This is a genomic window from Mycobacterium sp. BK086 (assembly GCA_004362315.1).
Classification (GTDB): Bacteria; Actinomycetota; Actinomycetes; order Mycobacteriales; family Mycobacteriaceae; genus Mycobacterium.
Genome location: SNWL01000003.1, coordinates 929,078 through 945,675, shown reverse-complemented (window position 1 = coordinate 945,675; position 16,598 = coordinate 929,078). Strand labels below are relative to the sequence as shown.

Genomic DNA, 16,598 nt, shown 5'->3' with positions numbered 1-16,598 from the left:
GGAGACCCACGATGGAGGCATTTCACACTCACACCGGCATCGGCGTTCCGTTGCGGCGGTCCAATGTCGACACCGATCAGATCATTCCCGCGGTGTATTTGAAGCGAGTCACCCGAACAGGTTTCGAGGATGGATTGTTCGCCGCGTGGCGCACCGATCCCTCGTTCATTCTGAATCTGAGCCCCTTCGACCAGGGTTCGGTTTTGGTCGCAGGACCGGATTTCGGCACCGGATCGTCACGCGAGCATGCGGTCTGGGCGCTCATGGACTTCGGATTCCGGGTCGTCATCTCGTCCCGCTTCGCCGACATCTTTCGCGGCAACGCCGGCAAGGCGGGGCTCCTGGCGGCCGAAGTCGCTCAAGATGATGTTGAACTTCTCTGGAAGCTCATCGAGCAGAATCCGGGACTGGAAATCACTGTCAATCTTCAAGATCGAAATATCACCGCGGGAACAGCCGTGGTGCCGTTCACGATTGACGATTACACGGCTTGGAGATTGCTGGAAGGCCTCGACGATATAGGCCTTACGCTGCGAAAACTCCCTGAAATCGAAGCCTTTGAAGCTGGGCGCCCGAGCTGGAAGCCGCGCATTTCGACGGTCTCCTGAACGGGGCGGGACGCCGAATTCCCGCCCCCGAACGGGGGGTTCAGCCCCTCGGAATCACCGCCCAAGGGCGGCAAGCGGATTGCTGAAATCCTTCTAAGTGATGCCTGAAATTGGGCGTGGCTCTTGGAATTCTGCAGGTCTTGGGTTTACCGTGTTCTGCAGTCGGTCCAAAGTGGACCACTGGCTTCGGAGGAATTGAATGAACAAAGCAGAGCTCATCGACGTACTCACGGAGAAATTGGGCTCAGACCGTCGGCAAGCAACATTGGCGGTGGAGAACGTGGTCGACACCATTGTGCGCGCGGTGCACAAGGGCGACAGCGTGACCATCACCGGCTTCGGCGTTTTCGAGCAGCGGCGTCGTGCCGCCCGTGTGGCGCGCAATCCGCGCACCGGCGAAACCGTCAAGGTGAAGCCGACTTCCGTTCCCGCTTTCCGTCCCGGCGCTCAATTCAAGGCCGTCGTCTCTGGCGCACAGAAGCTTCCGTCCGAGGGTCCCGCCGTCAAGCGCGGTGCCGTCGCCGGCCCGGTCAAGAAGGCTGCCGTGAAGAAGGCCGTCCGCAAGGCGGTCGTGAAGAAGGCTGCACCGGCCAAGAAGGCTCCGGCCAAGAAGGCCGCGCCTGCTAAGAAGGCCGCGCCCGCGAAGAAGGCTCCGGCTAAGAAGGCCGCGCCTGCTAAGAAGGCCGCGCCCGCCAAGAAGGCTCCGGCTAAGAAGGCTCCGGCCAAGAAGGCCGCGCCCGCCAAGAAGGCTCCGGCCAAGAAGGCTCCGGCCAAGAAGGCCGCGCCTGCTAAGAAGGCCGCGCCCGCGAAGAAGGCTCCGGCCAAGAAGGCTCCGGCCAAGAAGGGCCGTCGCTAAGTTTCACCGTCGAATACGCCGCGGGCTCAACGCCCGCGGCGTATTTGCGTGTCAGGGCCTAGTGGCCAGTGGGCTGCCGATGTAGTCAGCGGCGATGATCCGGTCACCGTCCAACGACAGCACCCACGTGCTGCCCTTGCGATTGCGCGACTTGTCGGGCTTGTCGTTGCCCCGCCACCACGCCAGCAGGTAGGGAATCACCTTGCCCTGTGTGCAGATGACCGGCGTCCCGCCGCGAGCGACGATCTCGGTGATGCGCTTGTGCGCGGCGTCGGGATCGTTGGCGTACGCCTCTTCGGTGAGGTCGGCCTCGGCCGAGATCGTTACCCCGAGTTCCTGTGCCAGCGGCTCGACGGTCTGAATGCAGCGGACGCGGTCGGCCGCGTACACCTCGGTGGCTCCGAACGCGATCAGCTGTCCGGCCAGTGATTCGGCTTGTGCGCGACCATTCTTGTCCAATGGCCGGCCGCGGTCGTCGCCCTTGTAGCGGGACTTGATGCCCGCGGTGCCGTGCCGCACGATCAGCACCGTCGCTGTATCGGCGGGTTGATTGGCGAAGGCCTTGAGCACTTCCCGATCGTGGGGATACGTCAGCCGTTGTACGGCATCGGCGATCGGTAGCCACTCCAGCCGATCGACTTCGGAGCCGGGAGTGAACTCGCCGCCGAGTGCCCGGGCCGCCCAGTAGTGAACGACCTTGGAGCCCTGCGCCACTTGATAGTGGGTCTGGATCAGGCGCCGGCCCAGCTGCGATCGCTGACCGGTCTCCTCCCAGATTTCGCGCACGGCCGCGACCGGTTCGTTCTCACCAGGATCGACTTTGCCTTTGGGCAGCGACCAATCGTCGTAGCGAGGCCGATGGATCAGGGCGAGACGTAGCTCGCCGGTGTCCGGGTTGGGGCGCCACAATGCCGCGCCGGCGGCCAGGATCGGCCGCTGGGGTGGCTTACCTTTCTTGGCCGCTGTCTTCTTCGTCGATTTGGACCTCGAGCTGTCACGTGACGCTCTCTTGGCCACCTCAACTCCCGCAGTTCAATTCGGGTCCCTGCGTGGGACCGGATTTGGTGGGTCGCAACGGAGGGAGCACCTAATGCTGCCGGTGACGTTCCATCAGCCACACCTGATGGTCGCGGACTTGTCGGCCGTCTTGCGGTGCGGCCGTCCAGCTGCCGTCGGGGCCGAGCTCCCAGCATCGCGTCGAGGGATCCATCGCCGATTCGAAGATCTCGTCGAGGTATCCGGTGAGGCGGGGGTCTTTGACTTGCGCCATCACTTCGACGCGGCGATCGAGATTGCGGTGCATCATGTCGGCGCTTCCGATGAAGAATTCGTTGATCGCATTGAAGTGGAAGATCCGTGAATGCTCCAGAAAGCGGCCGAGAATCGAGCGCACGACGATGTTCTCGGAAAAGCCCTCGGCGCCCGGCTTGAGAGCGCAGATGCCACGGACGACGACCTCGACGCGAACCCCGGCCTGTGATGCCCGGTACAGCGCGTCGATGACTTGTTCGTCCACAAGGGCGTTGGCCTTCAGCCGGATCCGGCCGTTGCCGTTCTGCCGATGCGCCTCGATTTCCCGTTCGACGCGCTCGATGATGCCTTTGCGCACGCCGTGCGGGGCGACGAGAAGGTTGCGGTAGTTGACCTTGCGGGAGTACCCGGTCAGCGAATTGAACAGGTCCGTCAGGTCGGCGCCGATGTCGGGGGCGGCGGTGATCAGGCCGACATCTTCATACAGCCGTGCGGTTTTCGGGTTGTAGTTGCCGGTACCGATATGGCAGTAGCGGCGAATCGTCGAGCCTTCGCGGCGAACCACCAGGCAGGTCTTGCAGTGTGTCTTCAGTCCGATCAGGCCGTAAACCACATGCACGCCGGCATCTTCCAGTGTGCGTGCCCACTTGATGTTGGCCTGTTCGTCGAAGCGCGCTTTCAATTCGACCAGGGCGACCACCTGCTTGCCGGCCTGGGCGGCGTCGATCAGCGCGTTGACGATCGGGGAGTCGCCGGAGGTCCGGTACAGCGTTTGCTTGATGGCCAACACATTCGGATCGGCCGCGGCCTGCTCGATGAACCGCTGCACGCTCGTCGAGAACGAATCGTAGGGATGGTGCACCAGCACGTCGCCGTCTCGCAGCGTCGAGAAAATGCTCTTGGGTGTCTCGCGTTCGGCGAAGGCCGGATGGGTGGCCGGCACGAACGGACGGTCCTTGAGTGCCGGGCGGTCGACGCCGTACACCTGCCACAGGGACGAAAGGTCAAGCAGCCCCGGCACCTGCACCACGTCGCCGGGGTGGACGTCGAGCTCGCGCAACAGCAGTTCGAGCATGTGCTCGGTCATGTCGTCGGCGACTTCCAGGCGAACCGGAGAGCCGAATCGCCGCCGTGCCAGTTCCCGTTCCAACGCCTGCAGCAGATCCTCGTCGCGGTCTTCCTCGACCTGCATATCGGCGTTACGGGTGATCCGGAAGACATGGTGCTCCACGATTTCCATACCGGGGAACAACACCGGCAGGAATGCCGCGATGAGTTCTTCGGTGGGCAGGAACCGGACGACGTCGCTGTCTCCGTTGGCACCCTTGAGTTCGACGAACCGGTCGACGTTGTCGGGAACCTTGATGCGGGCGAAGTGCTCGCCGCCGTCGTCGGGCGACTTCACCGTGATCGCCAGGTTCAGGCTCAAGCCGCTGACGAACGGGAACGGGTGCGCGGGGTCGACGGCCAGCGGGGTGAGGACCGGGAACACCTGCTCGTGGAAATAGGTGGAGAGCTCACTGCGCTCGGCGTCGGTGAGCTCGGCCCACGTGACGATGCGGATGCCCTCCTCGGCCAGCGCGGGACGCACCGACTCGATGAAGACCTCGGCCTGGCGCAACGAGATCTGCCGGGTGCGCTCGCCGATGCGGCGCAACTGCTCACGTGGAGAGAGACCATCGGCCGACCGCACCGAGAGGCTCATCTCGTCGCGGCGTTTCAGGCCGGCCACCCGGACCATGTAGAACTCGTCGAGATTGGACGCGAAGATCGCCAGGAATTTCGCCCGCTCGAGCAGGGGCAGTGAGGTGTCGGCGGCCAGGGCCAACACCCGGGCATTGAAATCCAGCCAGCTCAGTTCGCGATTGAGGTACCGATTCTCGGGCAACTCGTTGTCGACCGCGGTGTCCGTGGCCGCGGGCGGGGCTTCAGGTGCCTCACCGGGCTGCCAGTCGTCATCCGTGGATCGGGCGTCGGTTTCGGTGTCGGTCACAGTCCCGATCATCCCTCATCTGGAGGATGCTTGGACCTCGGCAGCCGAAAGTCGAAGTGCGTTCAGGAGTTGTTAACCATCACCGGTGCGCGATTGCCCTGGTGGTCGCCGCGCCGACACCGAGCAGCTGGGCCGATTCCAGATCCTCGATGGTGTCGATATCGCAGCGAAGCCCCGGCCACGCGCCCGTCAGTTCGACCGCTCCGGAGTCGCGATGCCTGCGGGCCGAATCCCGGCCGAGCAGCGGATCCAGTGGTGCACCGAAGGCGAACAGCGCCGCCGTACCGCTGCCGTGGCGATCGGCTACGAAACTGCGCCGATGTGACTGTGCCTGTGTCAGCGCTTCGGCCAGTTCATCGGTCTGCAGTGCGGGTAGATCGCCTTGCAGCACAACGGTATTGGCGGATTGCTTGCTGACCGTGGACCACGCCAACCGCACGGCGGTGTTCAGCGGGTCGGGCTCGGTGGGTGCCGTGGTGTCGAACAACACCGCCGCCCCGAGATCACGAGCGGCGCCGGCTGCGGTGTCGTCGGGGGTGACGACGGTGATCGACCGGACGGCATCGACGTCCCTGGCTGCGGTGATCGTGTCGATCAGCATCGCCAGTACGACCTGTTCGCGGGTGCCTGCCTCGAAGACCGGGCTCAGTCTGGTCTTGGCGGCCACGAGGCGCTTGACCGCGATGATCACGCCCACATCGGCTGCGCCACTCATGTTCACCATCCTTCCAGCGTCGTCCGGCGCCCCTGCATTCCTGGTCGGCGAGCAGTCGCGGGGGCGTGGGCTACGTTAATGACCATGACCAGCACGGTGGGAACTGCCGCGGTGATGGGCGCCGGCGCCTGGGGAACCGCACTGGCCAAGGTGCTGGCTGAGGCCGGTTCCGAGGTCCGGTTGTGGGCACGCCGCGCCGAGGTGGCCGATGAGATCAACGCCACACATGTCAACACTCCTTATCTCCCGGGCATCGAGTTGCCGGGCGCGATCCGCGCCACAACCGACCCCGCCGAGGCGCTCGACGGGCTGACCACCGTGCTGCTGGCAGTCCCGTCCCAGAGCTTGCGGGCCAACCTCGAGCAGTGGCGGGGCTCGATCGCCGGCGGCGCCACTCTGGTGAGCCTGGCCAAGGGCATCGAATTGGGCAGCCTCATGCGGATGAGTCAGGTCATCGTTCAGGTCACCGGTGTCGACCCCAGTCAGGTCGCGGTGGTCTCCGGTCCGAACCTGGCCGACGAGATCGCCCACGAACAGCCCGCCGCGACAGTGGTGGCCTCCACCGATTCCGGTCGCGCGGTTGCCCTGCAGCGCGCATTGAGCACCGGATACTTCCGGCCGTACACCAACGCCGACGTGATCGGCACCGAGATCGGCGGCGCGTGCAAGAACGTGATCGCGCTGGCCTGCGGGATGGCGGCCGGCGTGGGCCTGGGGGAGAACACCGCGGCCGCGATCATCACGCGGGGGCTGGCCGAGATCATGCGGCTCGGAATCGCGGTGGGCGCCAAGCCCGCGACGCTGGCCGGGCTGGCCGGCGTCGGCGACCTGGTGGCCACCTGTACGTCGCCGCATTCGCGCAATCGCAGCTTCGGCCAACGTCTCGGCCAGGGCGGAACCATGGAGGCGGCCCAACTGGCCGCCGGTGGCCATGTCGCCGAGGGCGTCGCGTCCTGTCAATCGATCCTGGCGCTGGCGTCCAGCTACGACGTCGAGATGCCGCTCACCGACGCGGTGTATCAGGTGTGCCACAAGGGTTTGTCGGTCGACCAGGCGGTGGCATTGCTGCTGGGCCGTAGCATCAAGCCGGAGTGAGCACCCGATGAGCGATCAGTACGGCGACTCCACTCGTGCGGTCAAAGCTGTTAGCTCCCAACCGATTCCGGGCGAGCCGGTCGGCCCGGCACCGGTGCTGGCGTCGGCGTTTCATCTCTCCGACGACGAGGGCAGCGAGGCCAACACCTATGGTCGCGGCTCCAATCCGACCTGGCGCCAGCTCGAGTCGGCGCTGGCCCAGTTGGAAGGCGCCACCGCCGCGCTGAGCTTCTCGTCGGGGATGGCTGCCATCACCGCGGCGTTGCGGGTGACCGCAACCCCGGGCTCGGTGCTGGTCGTCCCGGCCGACGGCTACTACCAGGTGCGCCGTTATGCCGCTGAAAGCCTTGCGCCCCTTGGTGTCACGGTCCGCGAGGCGACCGCCGAGCAGATCTATCAGGCCGCCGAGGGCGCCGATGTGGTGCTGGCCGAGACCCCGACGAACCCCGCGCTGGACGTGGTCGATCTGCATCGGCTGGCCGGCATCTGCCGTAACCGGGGCGCGCGGCTGCTGGTCGACAACACCACCGCCACACCACTGGGGCAGCAGCCGTTGTCACTGGGCGCCGATCTCGTCGTGGCCAGCGCCACCAAGGCATTGGCGGGGCACAGCGACCTGCTGGCCGGCTATCTGGCGGGCAGCCACCCCGAGCTGATGGCGGCCCTGGAGCGTGAGCGGCTGCTGTCCGGCGCCATCCTCGGTTCGTTCGAGGCCTGGCTGGTGCTGCGCAGCCTCGGCAGCGTCGGGCTGCGCTTCGAGCGGCAGTGCCAGAACGCGCTGGCCCTCGCGACGGTGCTGCGGGGCCACGCGAAAATCCGGTCGGTGCGGTACCCGGGGTTGCCCGACGACCCGTCCCATCCGGCGGCCGCCGCTCAGATGCGCCGCTTCGGTGGACTGGTGTCCCTAGAGCTCGCCGACGCCGCCGCGGTGCATGCGCTGGTGCGGCACAGCGAGCTGTTGGTCGCCTCCACCAGCTTCGGCGGTATCCACACCTCGGTGGACCGCCGCGCCCGCTGGGGCGATCCGGTGGCCGACGGGTTTGCCCGGATCTCGGCGGGCCTCGAGGACACCGACGACCTCGTCGCCGACGTCCTGGCCGCGCTCGAAGCCTGAAATGCCTGTTCACGGCGTCGGATCGTGCCGGTAATACCCGGGCTGTAGCCTCTCTAGGTTGTGACTTCCCGCATCCGTGTCGCTGTCGTCTATGGGGGACGCAGCTCCGAGCACGCCATTTCCTGTGTGTCGGCGGGAAGCATCCTGCGCAATCTCGACCCGGAACGCTTCGAAGTCGTGCCCGTCGGCATCACCCCGCAGGGCTCGTGGGTGCTCACCGACGGCCGTCCCGAAACCCTGGCGATCACCGACCGCACGCTGCCGGAGGTCACCGGGGAGTCGGGAACGGCGCTGGTCATGGCGGCCGATCCGGTGCGGCCCGGTGAGATGGTGTCGTTGGGGCAGACTCCCGGCCAGATGCTGACGTCGGTCGACGTGGTCTTTCCGATCCTGCACGGCCCCTACGGCGAGGACGGCACCATCCAGGGACTGCTGGAGCTGGCGGGCGTGCCCTACGTGGGCGCCGGAGTCTTCGCCAGTGCGGCCGGGATGGACAAGGAGTTCACCAAGAAGCTGCTGGCCGCCGCCGGCCTGCCGATCGGCGACCACGTCGTGCTGCGGGCGCAACAGACGGCGCCGACGCTGGATGATATTGAGCGACTGGGCTTTCCGATGTTCGTCAAACCGGCGCGCGGCGGCTCGTCGATCGGGGTCAGCCGAGTCACCAACGGCGACGAGCTGACGTTGGCGATCGCCGAGGCCCGTCGCCACGATCCGAAGGTGATCATCGAAGCCGCCGTTCCTGGCCGCGAGCTCGAATGCGGAGTTCTCGAATTCCCGGACGGCTCAGTGCAAGCCAGCGCGATCGGTGAGATCCGGGTGGCGGGAGTTCGGGGCCGCGAAGACGGTTTCTACGACTTCGCCACCAAGTATCTCGACGACGGCGCCGAACTCGACGTGCCTGCCAAGATCGACGACGATGTGGCATCCGAATTGCAGCGCTTGGCAATTCAAACGTTCCAAGCACTGGACTGTCAGGGCCTGGCCCGAGTGGACTTCTTCCTCACCGACGACGGACCTGTGGTCAACGAGATCAACACGATGCCGGGGTTCACGACGATCTCGATGTACCCGAGGATGTGGGCGGCCAGCGGCATCGACTACCCGACGCTGGTGACCACCATGGTCGAGACCGCGCTGGCCCGCGGGACCGGCTTGCGCTGACTCAGCGCGCCGGGTTCGGATCGATCGGAACCGCGGGCATGGTGCGTGCGATCAGATCCGACAGCGTCTGGATCGGCGTCGGCCCCGACTCGTTCGGCAGCGTGAGGGCCACGTAGACCGGCCGGTCCACGGTCACCCAGGTGCTGCGGTCGACGTCGGGATCGTCGAGCCGGAACCACTGGACGGCATTGACCATCTGGATGGGGGAGCCGACCACGAACTCGGCGGGCCGGTCGATCCCGCATCGCATGATGACCGGAAAGTTGTCTGCCGATCCGCGCCAGGCCGCCGCTCCCGGCGGTACCGGGTCTGCCGCGACCGCGCGTTTGAACTCGCCGAGGTTGGTGGGCACGGCCTCGAGAAGGGCCCGGCACGTCGAGGAGTCGGCCTTCGGCGCGGGCACCGACGCGATGACCACCGGCTGGACCGGGGCCTGCCGGGTGGCAGCGATACCGAGTACCGCGGCGATCGCGGCCACCGCGACCACCACAGCCGCGATCAGCAGGGCGCGGGGTGGACCGTCCGGCGGGCTTACCTCGGTGGCGGCGGGGACAGGCTCAGTTGGCATCGGCGATGGGGCAGGTCAGGGTTCGGGTGATCCCCGTGATCTGCTGAATGCTCGGCACGATCGTGGCGGCGAGGTCGTCCTCGCTGGCAGAGCCGACGCGCACCACGACGTCATAGGGTCCGGTCACGTATTCCGCCGACAGCACACCGGGCAGTGCGGCCACCTGCTTGGCGACGACCTCGGCGCGGCCGACCTCGGTCTGGATCAGCATGTAGGCCTCAACCATCCGTCGCCTCCTCGTCTCGATATTCGCCCGTGTGCGGTGCCGCCCTAGACTGACGTGTTCGTAGGCCGGCAGAGAAAACGTACCGCAGGTTGCCGGACCGATCAGCGTGTGCGACAGGAGGGGAGGCGCCGTGGCCGACTCCTGTGAACCCAATCTGCGCCAGCTGGGCGAGTTCGCCATGATCGATCGGCTGGTATCGGACCGTCGCCAGCCCGCCGGGGTGAGCGTCGGTCCCGGAGACGACGCGGCAGTGGTGAGTACGTCCGACGGGCGGGTCGTCGTCACCACCGACATGCTGGTGGAGGGCAGGCACTTCCGGCTGGATTGGTCGGCACCCCATGACGTCGGCCGAAAAGCCATCGCGCAGAACGCCGCAGACGTCGAGTCGATGGGCGCGCGGTGTAGCTCGTTCGTCGTCGGCTTCGGTGCCCCGCCGGACACCGCGGTGTCGCGGGTGCAGGAGCTGGCCGACGGAATGTGGCAGGAGGCTTTGGCGTTGGGCGCCGGGATCGTCGGTGGCGATCTGGTCGCCAGCCCGCAGTGGGTGGTGTCGGTGACCGCGCTCGGTGATCTGGGTGGGCGTGCACCCGTCTTGCGCAGCGGTGCGCGCGCCGGTTCGGTGGTGGCCGTCGCCGGCGAGCTCGGCCGCTCGGCGGCTGGATATCTGTTGTGGCATAAGGAAATCGAAGGATTCGACGAGCTGCGCGGCTGGCATCTGGTGCCGCGTCCGCCGTACGGCCAGGGCATAGCGGCCGCGGAAGCCGGCGCCCAGGCGATGACCGACGTCTCCGATGGACTGCTCGCCGATCTGGGCCACATCGCCGAAGGTTCCGGCGTGACTGTCGATCTCGTCTCCGACGGACTGTTGCCCGACGTCGATGCGGTGAGCGCGGCGGCCACGGCGGCCGGTGTCGACCCGCTGTCGCTGGTGCTGTCGGGTGGTGAAGATCACGCGCTCGTCGCATGCTTCCCCGGTGCGGTGCCTGCGGGTTGGCGGGTGATCGGCACGGTGGTCGACGGCCCACCTGAGGTCCGGGTGGACGGGCAGCCCTGGGCCGGCTCGGCGGGTTGGCAGTCCTTCGACTGAGCGCAGACGTTAGGTTGGCGTCTGTGACCACCACCGCGCGGCCGCTGACCGAACTCGTCGACGACGGCTGGGCGCAGGCACTGGCCCCGGTCAGTGATCAGATCTCTCAGATGGGCCAGTTCCTGCGCGCCGAGATCGCGGCCGGCCGGCGCTACCTTCCCGCCGGGCCGAACGTGCTGCGCGCCTTCACCTTCCCGTTCGACGACGTGCGGGTGCTGATCGTCGGCCAGGATCCCTATCCGACGCCGGGACATGCGGTCGGCCTGAGTTTCTCGGTGGCGCCCGACGTGCGGCCGCTGCCGCGCAGCCTGTCGAACATCTTCAGTGAGTACACCGCCGACCTCGGCTATCCGCAGCCGTCCACCGGCGACCTCACGCCGTGGTCGCAACGCGGCGTGATGATGCTCAACAGAGTGCTGACCGTGCAGCCCGGCACCCCGGCGTCGCACCGCGGCAAGGGCTGGGAAGCGGTCACCGAATGCGCTATCCGCGCACTGGTGGCTCGTGACACGCCGATGGTCGCGATTCTGTGGGGGCGTGATGCGTCGACACTGAAGCCGATGCTGGGGCATACGCGCGTCATCGAGTCGGCGCACCCGTCGCCGCTGTCGGCATCACGGGGATTCTTCGGCTCGCGACCGTTCAGCCGCGCCAACGAACTGCTGACCGGGATGGGTGCCGAGCCGATCGACTGGAAGCTTCCCTAGCGCACGCCGAGATCGACGTTATGCAGGAGTTCTCTCGACCTTTCGCGGCCAAACGTCGGTTTGGGCGCGAGAAGAGAGGAATTAGCCGCGGGTGACCTTGCCGGCCTTGATGCAGGACGTGCAGACGTTCACGCGCTGCTTGTTGCCACCGGGACGGGTCACGGCGTGCACAGTCTGGATGTTCGGGTTCCACCGACGGCTGGTCCGGCGATGGGAATGCGACACCGACTTGCCGAAGCCGGGGCCCTTTCCGCAGATATCGCACACGGCAGCCATGTAGAACTCCTCTAAATCAGTAGTCAAAGGGGGCCAACGACCTGCGAAGGGTGACCCGACAACCTGACCAGGATAGCCGTCCGGTGAACCGAACGCCAAAATGCTCCCCAGTCGTCCTGCCGTGAATCCACGCAAGCGCCTGTGACCTGCGGCGATCGTAACATTGCACCGTCGCGCCTCCCGCTGGCGTCGAACTGTCGGGTGAACTGGATAGGCTGGCGCGACACAGCCGTGTGGTGTGCAGGGATCGCGAGGAGGTGCCGATGCCGGACCGGCGGCTGGACGCATCGGCCCTGCGCGATTGGGCTCACACCGCCGTCGGCGACCTGATCACCCACACCGACGAGATCAACCGGCTCAACGTGTTCCCGGTGGCCGATTCCGATACCGGGACGAACCTGCTGTTCACCATGAGCGCGGCGCTGGACGCGGCGAAATCGGGCGCGGGGTCCGGTGATGTCAGCCTGATGGCCGCCACGCTGTCCGAGGGCGCGCTGCACGGCGCCCGGGGCAATTCCGGGGTGATCCTGTCGCAGATCCTGCGCGGCCTGGCCGACGTGACCGCATCCGCGGCAGAAGACACCGATGGTGCGCTGGCCGACATCGACGCCGTCCTGCTCGGAGCGGCGCTGCGGCACGCCGTCGGGCTGGTGGTGTCGTCGATGGGCGGCGAGCTGGTGGCCGGCACCATCGTGTCGGTGCTGCAGGCGGTCGCCGAAGCCATCCAGCAGCGCGCCGCCGAGGGGGCGACGCTGGCCGAGGCGCTGACCGCCGGTGGCGACGCGGGGGTCACGGCGCTGGAACGCACCCCCGATCAGCTCGACGCGCTGGCGGCGGCGGGAGTGGTGGACGCGGGCGGGCGCGGATTCCTGGTCCTCATTGATGCGCTGACCGCCACCGTCACCGGGCACGCGCCCCATCGGGACGCCTACGAGCCAGGACCGCCGCGACTCGACAGCGCCGTCACCGCACCGCGGCCGCCGCAGTTCGAGGTGATGTACCTGCTCGCCGACTGCGACGGCGCCGCCCTCGACCCGCTGCGCACCCGGCTGGAGCAGCTCGGCGATTCGGTTGCGATCGCCGCATCCACCGAAGCGGACCGCTACTCCATTCATGTGCACACCGACGACGCGGGTGCGGCGGTGGAAGCCGGACTGGATGCCGGTGCGGTCAGCCGCATTCAGATCTCGGTGCTCAGCGCGGGCCCTGCCCGGGTTTCGCCGGGCAGCTGGAGCCGCGAGCGTGCGGTGCTGGCCGTCGTCGACGGCGACGGCGCCGCAGAGCTTTTCGGCCAGGAGGGTGCCTGCGTTCTGCGCCCGGATGCCGGGCTGGCCGACCCGGCCAACGGGGTCAGCGCGCGGGAACTCGTGCGCGCACTCGTCGACACCGGGGCCGCTCAGGTGATGGTGCTGCCCAACGGCTATGTGGCGGCCGAGGAGCTGGTCGCTGGATGTACGGCCGGAATTGGTTGGGGCATAGACGTTGTCGCGTTGCCGACCGGATCGATGGTGCAGGGTCTGGCCGCGCTCGCCGTCCACGATCCGAGCCGCCAGGCCGTCGACGACGGTTTCTCGATGGCCAGGGCGGCGGCCGCGGCCCGGCACGGGTCGGTGCGCACCGCCACCGAGCAGGCGCTGACCTGGGCGGGCAGTTGTGAGCCCGGCGACGGCCTTGGCATCGCCGGTGACGAGGTGCTGGTGGTCGCCGAGGATGTGGCCGGCGCGGCCACCGGGCTGATCGACCTGTTGCTGGTGGCCGGCGGTGAGCTGGTGACCGTGCTGATCGGCGAGGACACCGATCCGGCTGTCGCCGAGGCGCTTTCGCAACACGTGCACCGCCGCCATCCTGGAATCGAATTCGCGACCTATGCCACCGGTCACCGTGGCGACGCGCTGCTGATCGGGGTGGAGTAGCCGTGGTCAATCTCAGTGACCGGCTCGACGGGATCCTCGGCGGCAAGGCCGCCGGCCTGCTCGACGACGTCTTCGGTATCCAGACCGTCGACGATCTGTTGCGGCACTACCCGCGCAAGTACATCCACGGCATGTCCGTGTGGGGTGAGGATGAAGCCCCGCCGGAAGAGGGCGAGCACATCACCCTGGTCGGCGAGATCGAGAAGGCGGAGGTGCGCTGGACCAATCGCCAGCCCAAACGCGAGTACCTGGTGATCACGCTGGGGAAGGGCAGGAGGAAGGTCACCGCGACGTTCTTCAACGCCAAGTGGCTCAAGAAGGAATTGATCGAGGGCGTCCGCTTGATGCTCTCCGGGGAGGTCGGCTTCTTCAAAGGCAATATGCAGCTGACCCACCCGGACTTCTTGGCGCTCAACTCGCCGAAGGGCCGGGTGTTCGGCAGCAGGTCGCTCAAGGCGATCGCCGACACCTCGACGTCGCAGGCCGGTGAGCTGACGATGTCGGCGTTCGAGCGCGACTTCTTTCCGATCTATCCGGCCAGCGCCAAGCTGCAGAGCTGGGATATCTACGCCTGCGTGCAGCAGGTGCTGGCCGTGCTCGACCCGATCGTCGACCCGCTGCCGAAAACCGTTGTGCAGCAGCGCGGCCTGATCGACGAGGGCACCGCGCTGCGTGACATCCACATCGCCGAGCGTGAACCCGAACGCGAGGCGGCCCGCGAACGGCTGCGGTTCGACGAAGCCGTCGGCATGCAGTGGGCGCTGGCCGAGCGCAGGCACGGCGAGCTCGGCGAGTCCGGCCCGCCCGCACCGCATCGTCACGACGGGTTGGCCGCCGCGTTGCTGGAGCGCCTGCCGTTCGAGCTGACGGCGGGGCAGCAGGAGGTGCTGGGCGTGGTCGCCCGCGAATTGGCTACGACCAAGCCGATGAACCGGCTGTTGCAGGGCGAGGTCGGCTCGGGCAAGACGATCGTGTCGGTGTTGGCGATGCTGCAGATGGTCGACGCCGGCTACCAGTGCGCGCTACTGGCTCCGACGGAAGTCCTTGCCGCCCAACATGCCCGGTCGATCCGCGATGTCCTCGGGCAGCTGGCGATGGCAGGGCAGCTCGGCGGCGAAGAGGGCGCCACCCGGGTGGCACTGCTGACCGGATCGATGTCGGCGGCGCAGAAGCGTCAGGTGCGTGACGAGGTGGCCTCGGGGGAGGCCGGCATCGTCATCGGTACCCACGCGCTGTTGCAGGATGCGGTGGAGTTCCACCGACTGGGGTTCGTCGTCGTCGACGAACAGCACCGGTTCGGCGTGGAACAGCGAGACCGGTTGCGCGCCAAGGCGCCTGACGGCTTGACCCCGCATCTGCTGGTGATGACGGCCACCCCGATCCCGCGCACGGTGGCGCTGACGGTGTACGGCGACCTGGAAACCTCGACGATGCGCGAACTTCCGCGCGGGCGCCAGCCGATCACCACCAACACGATCTTCATCAAGGACAAGCCGCAATGGCTGGCCCGGGCGTGGCAGCGGATCATCGAGGAGGTCGGCCAGGGCAGGCAGGCCTACGTCGTCGCGTCACGCATCGACGAGGACGACAAGGCCAGTGGGGAGCAGGCAGGTCCGCCCGCCGAGACCGTCCTCGCGCTGTTCAAACACCTGGGGCACGGTCCGCTGTCCGGGTTACGCCTGGGCCTGATGCACGGCCGATTGAGCGGTGATGAGAAGGACGCGGTGATGTCGTCGTTCCGGGCCGGTGAGATCGATGTCCTGGTGTGCACCACCGTGATCGAGGTGGGCGTCGATGTGCCGAACGCGACGGTGATGGTCGTGATGGACGCCGACCGGTTCGGCATCAGCCAGCTGCACCAGCTGCGTGGACGCATCGGGCGGGGTGCGCACGCCAGCCTGTGCCTGTTGGCGACCAAGTTTCCCGAAGATTCCAAGGCGGGCGACCGGTTGCGAGCGGTGGCAAGCACACTGGACGGTTTCGCGCTGGCCGATCTGGACCTGCAGGAGCGCCGTGAAGGGGATGTGTTGGGGCTCAACCAGTCCGGGCGGCCCATCACGTTGCGCTTCCTGTCGTTGGCCGAGCACCTGGATGTGATCGTCGATGCCAGGGAAGTGGCCCAGACGATCTACGCACACGACCCCGGCAACCGCGGGATGGCCACCCTGGCCGGGCAATTCACCGGCGGCGACCGTATCGACTATCTGGACAAGGCATGAGGCGTCGTCCGCTGATCTGGATGGCGGTGATCGCGGCGCTGTCGGTGATCGTCGCCGTTCAGGTGATGTCCTCGACCGGGGAACCGGACCGGATGGTCGCGCGCGCGGACGTGCCCACCGTCGCACCGGGAACCGACGTTCTCGACGGCATCGTGATCGTCGCGCAGCGGGTCCGGGGCTACGACTACCGGCGCGCGGCGTTCGGCGATGCCTGGGACGACAACAATGCGGCGCCGGGCGGACACAACGGGTGCGACACCCGGGACGACATCCTGGACCGCGACCTGGTCGACAAGACCTACGTCTTCACCAAACGTTGTCCGCAGGCGGTGGCCACCGGCGTTCTGCACGATCCCTATACCAGCGCGACGATTCCGTTCACCCGAGGCGCCAATGTCGGGCAGGCGGTGCAGATCGACCATCTGGTGCCGCTGGCCTACGCCTGGGACATGGGTGCCCGAGACTGGCCGGACGACATGAGGCTGCGGTTCGCCAACGATCCGGCCAACCTGCTGTCGGTGGCGGGACAGGTGAACCAGGACAAGGGTGATCAGCCACCCGGGGCCTGGATGCCGCCGAACCACGCGTTCTGGTGCCAGTACGCGATGCAGTTCATCGCGGTGCTGCGCGGCTACTCACTGCCGGTGGACCAGTCGTCGGCCGACGAACTGCGCGACGCCGCGGCCACCTGCCCGAAGAACTGACTCAGCTGACGGGTCGTCGCAGGTCAAAAAACCGCACGATTCGTAGTATTCAAGCCCACACCCGCTAAATGCGCATTTCAGATGCGCAATAAACTAGCGTCG

The 16,598-nt window shown here is 67.1% G+C and carries 16 protein-coding genes; 10 read left to right on the top strand and 6 right to left on the bottom strand.

The window, feature by feature from the left end; translation table 11 throughout:
- Nucleotides 1-11: 11 nt before the first annotated feature.
- Both leuD and EV580_RS04555 read left to right on the top strand, forming a co-directional pair.
- Nucleotides 12-608 carry a 3-isopropylmalate dehydratase small subunit gene (gene leuD, locus EV580_RS04560; RefSeq protein WP_133689918.1) on the top strand — a complete coding sequence of 199 codons (597 nt, stop codon included), beginning with the start codon at nucleotides 12-14 and terminating at the stop codon, nucleotides 606-608.
- 199 nt (nucleotides 609-807) lie between these two features.
- Nucleotides 808-1,464 (top strand): HU family DNA-binding protein, encoded by a 657-nt coding sequence (locus EV580_RS04555; protein ID WP_133689917.1) that lies wholly within the window; start codon nucleotides 808-810, stop codon nucleotides 1,462-1,464.
- A 51-nt stretch (nucleotides 1,465-1,515) separates the two neighbouring features.
- On the opposite strand, the gene mutT1 is transcribed toward EV580_RS04555, so the two are convergent.
- From mutT1 to cofC, 3 genes are all read right to left on the bottom strand, one after another.
- Nucleotides 1,516-2,481: an 8-oxo-(d)GTP phosphatase MutT1 gene (gene mutT1, locus EV580_RS04550; protein ID WP_133689916.1), complete on the bottom strand. Its 966-nt coding sequence runs from the start codon at nucleotides 2,479-2,481 to the stop codon at nucleotides 1,516-1,518.
- A 70-nt stretch (nucleotides 2,482-2,551) separates the two neighbouring features.
- On the bottom strand, nucleotides 2,552-4,720 hold the full coding sequence (locus EV580_RS04545) for an RNA degradosome polyphosphate kinase (RefSeq protein ID WP_133689915.1): 2,169 nt from the start codon (nucleotides 4,718-4,720) through the stop codon (nucleotides 2,552-2,554).
- 67 nt (nucleotides 4,721-4,787) lie between these two features.
- Nucleotides 4,788-5,432: a 2-phospho-L-lactate guanylyltransferase gene (cofC, locus tag EV580_RS04540; protein WP_370581663.1), complete on the bottom strand. Its 645-nt coding sequence runs from the start codon at nucleotides 5,430-5,432 to the stop codon at nucleotides 4,788-4,790.
- 75 nt (nucleotides 5,433-5,507) lie between these two features.
- Here cofC and EV580_RS04535 point away from each other — a divergent pair, with 75 nt between their 5' ends.
- The 3 genes from EV580_RS04535 to EV580_RS04525 are packed head-to-tail and all read left to right on the top strand — an operon-like array spanning nucleotide 5,508 to nucleotide 8,796.
- On the top strand, nucleotides 5,508-6,518 hold the full coding sequence (locus EV580_RS04535) for an NAD(P)H-dependent glycerol-3-phosphate dehydrogenase (RefSeq protein ID WP_133689913.1): 1,011 nt from the start codon (nucleotides 5,508-5,510) through the stop codon (nucleotides 6,516-6,518).
- A 7-nt stretch (nucleotides 6,519-6,525) separates the two neighbouring features.
- Entirely contained in the window at nucleotides 6,526-7,632 is a 1,107-nt protein-coding gene (locus tag EV580_RS04530) for a cystathionine gamma-lyase (RefSeq protein WP_133689912.1), read from the top strand.
- A gap of 60 nt (nucleotides 7,633-7,692) precedes the next feature.
- Nucleotides 7,693-8,796, top strand: coding sequence for a D-alanine--D-alanine ligase family protein (locus EV580_RS04525; protein WP_133689911.1), 1,104 nt, complete (start codon nucleotides 7,693-7,695; stop codon nucleotides 8,794-8,796).
- A gap of 1 nt (nucleotide 8,797) precedes the next feature.
- Here the strand turns inward: EV580_RS04525 and EV580_RS04520 are convergent, their stop codons facing one another.
- Complete coding sequence (locus EV580_RS04520; protein WP_133689910.1) at nucleotides 8,798-9,364, bottom strand: DUF3515 domain-containing protein; 567 nt, start codon at nucleotides 9,362-9,364, stop codon at nucleotides 8,798-8,800.
- Complete coding sequence (locus EV580_RS04515) at nucleotides 9,354-9,590, bottom strand: Lrp/AsnC family transcriptional regulator (protein WP_133689909.1); 237 nt, start codon at nucleotides 9,588-9,590, stop codon at nucleotides 9,354-9,356. Before EV580_RS04515 ends, EV580_RS04520 begins: the two co-directional genes overlap by 11 nt.
- 130 nt (nucleotides 9,591-9,720) lie before the next feature.
- On the opposite strand from EV580_RS04515, the gene EV580_RS04510 reads away from it, so the two are divergent.
- Nucleotides 9,721-10,677 (top strand): thiamine-phosphate kinase, encoded by a 957-nt coding sequence (locus tag EV580_RS04510; RefSeq protein ID WP_133689908.1) that lies wholly within the window; start codon nucleotides 9,721-9,723, stop codon nucleotides 10,675-10,677.
- Nucleotides 10,678-10,700: 23 nt separating this feature from the next.
- Entirely contained in the window at nucleotides 10,701-11,384 is a 684-nt protein-coding gene (locus tag EV580_RS04505) for a uracil-DNA glycosylase (protein WP_133689907.1), read from the top strand.
- Between the two features lie 81 nt (nucleotides 11,385-11,465).
- Here the strand turns inward: EV580_RS04505 and rpmB are convergent, their stop codons facing one another.
- Complete coding sequence (gene rpmB, locus EV580_RS04500) at nucleotides 11,466-11,660, bottom strand: 50S ribosomal protein L28 (RefSeq protein WP_133689906.1); 195 nt, start codon at nucleotides 11,658-11,660, stop codon at nucleotides 11,466-11,468.
- A 263-nt stretch (nucleotides 11,661-11,923) separates the two neighbouring features.
- On the opposite strand from rpmB, the gene EV580_RS04495 reads away from it, so the two are divergent.
- From EV580_RS04495 to EV580_RS04485, 3 genes are read left to right on the top strand one after another with little or no spacing between them, the layout of a single operon-like run.
- The gene (locus EV580_RS04495) at nucleotides 11,924-13,573 is read left to right on the top strand and encodes a DAK2 domain-containing protein (protein ID WP_133689905.1); all 1,650 of its coding nucleotides are present in this window, start codon (nucleotides 11,924-11,926) and stop codon (nucleotides 13,571-13,573) included.
- Nucleotides 13,574-13,575: 2 nt separating this feature from the next.
- Nucleotides 13,576-15,792 (top strand): ATP-dependent DNA helicase RecG, encoded by a 2,217-nt coding sequence (recG, locus tag EV580_RS04490; protein ID WP_133689904.1) that lies wholly within the window; start codon nucleotides 13,576-13,578, stop codon nucleotides 15,790-15,792.
- Entirely contained in the window at nucleotides 15,789-16,496 is a 708-nt protein-coding gene (locus tag EV580_RS04485; RefSeq protein WP_133689903.1) for an HNH endonuclease family protein, read from the top strand. The genes recG and EV580_RS04485 overlap by 4 nt, the downstream gene beginning before the upstream one ends.
- The last annotated feature ends 102 nt before the right edge of the window (nucleotides 16,497-16,598 follow it).

What these genes read in the sequence shown, in the direction of transcription:
- leuD (WP_133689918.1), top strand. Translation starts at nt 12, where the DNA reads ATGGAGGCATTTCACACTCACACCGGCATCGGCGTTCCGTTGCGGCGG.
- EV580_RS04555 (WP_133689917.1), top strand. Translation starts at nt 808, where the DNA reads ATGAACAAAGCAGAGCTCATCGACGTACTCACGGAGAAATTGGGCTCA.
- EV580_RS04545 (WP_133689915.1), bottom strand. Translation starts at nt 4,720, where the DNA reads ATGATCGGGACTGTGACCGACACCGAAACCGACGCCCGATCCACGGAT.
- cofC (WP_370581663.1), bottom strand. Translation starts at nt 5,432, where the DNA reads ATGGTGAACATGAGTGGCGCAGCCGATGTGGGCGTGATCATCGCGGTC.
- EV580_RS04535 (WP_133689913.1), top strand. Translation starts at nt 5,508, where the DNA reads ATGACCAGCACGGTGGGAACTGCCGCGGTGATGGGCGCCGGCGCCTGG.
- EV580_RS04530 (WP_133689912.1), top strand. Translation starts at nt 6,526, where the DNA reads ATGAGCGATCAGTACGGCGACTCCACTCGTGCGGTCAAAGCTGTTAGC.
- EV580_RS04520 (WP_133689910.1), bottom strand. Translation starts at nt 9,364, where the DNA reads ATGCCAACTGAGCCTGTCCCCGCCGCCACCGAGGTAAGCCCGCCGGAC.
- EV580_RS04515 (WP_133689909.1), bottom strand. Translation starts at nt 9,590, where the DNA reads ATGGTTGAGGCCTACATGCTGATCCAGACCGAGGTCGGCCGCGCCGAG.
- rpmB (WP_133689906.1), bottom strand. Translation starts at nt 11,660, where the DNA reads ATGGCTGCCGTGTGCGATATCTGCGGAAAGGGCCCCGGCTTCGGCAAG.
- EV580_RS04495 (WP_133689905.1), top strand. Translation starts at nt 11,924, where the DNA reads ATGCCGGACCGGCGGCTGGACGCATCGGCCCTGCGCGATTGGGCTCAC.
- EV580_RS04485 (WP_133689903.1), top strand. Translation starts at nt 15,789, where the DNA reads ATGAGGCGTCGTCCGCTGATCTGGATGGCGGTGATCGCGGCGCTGTCG.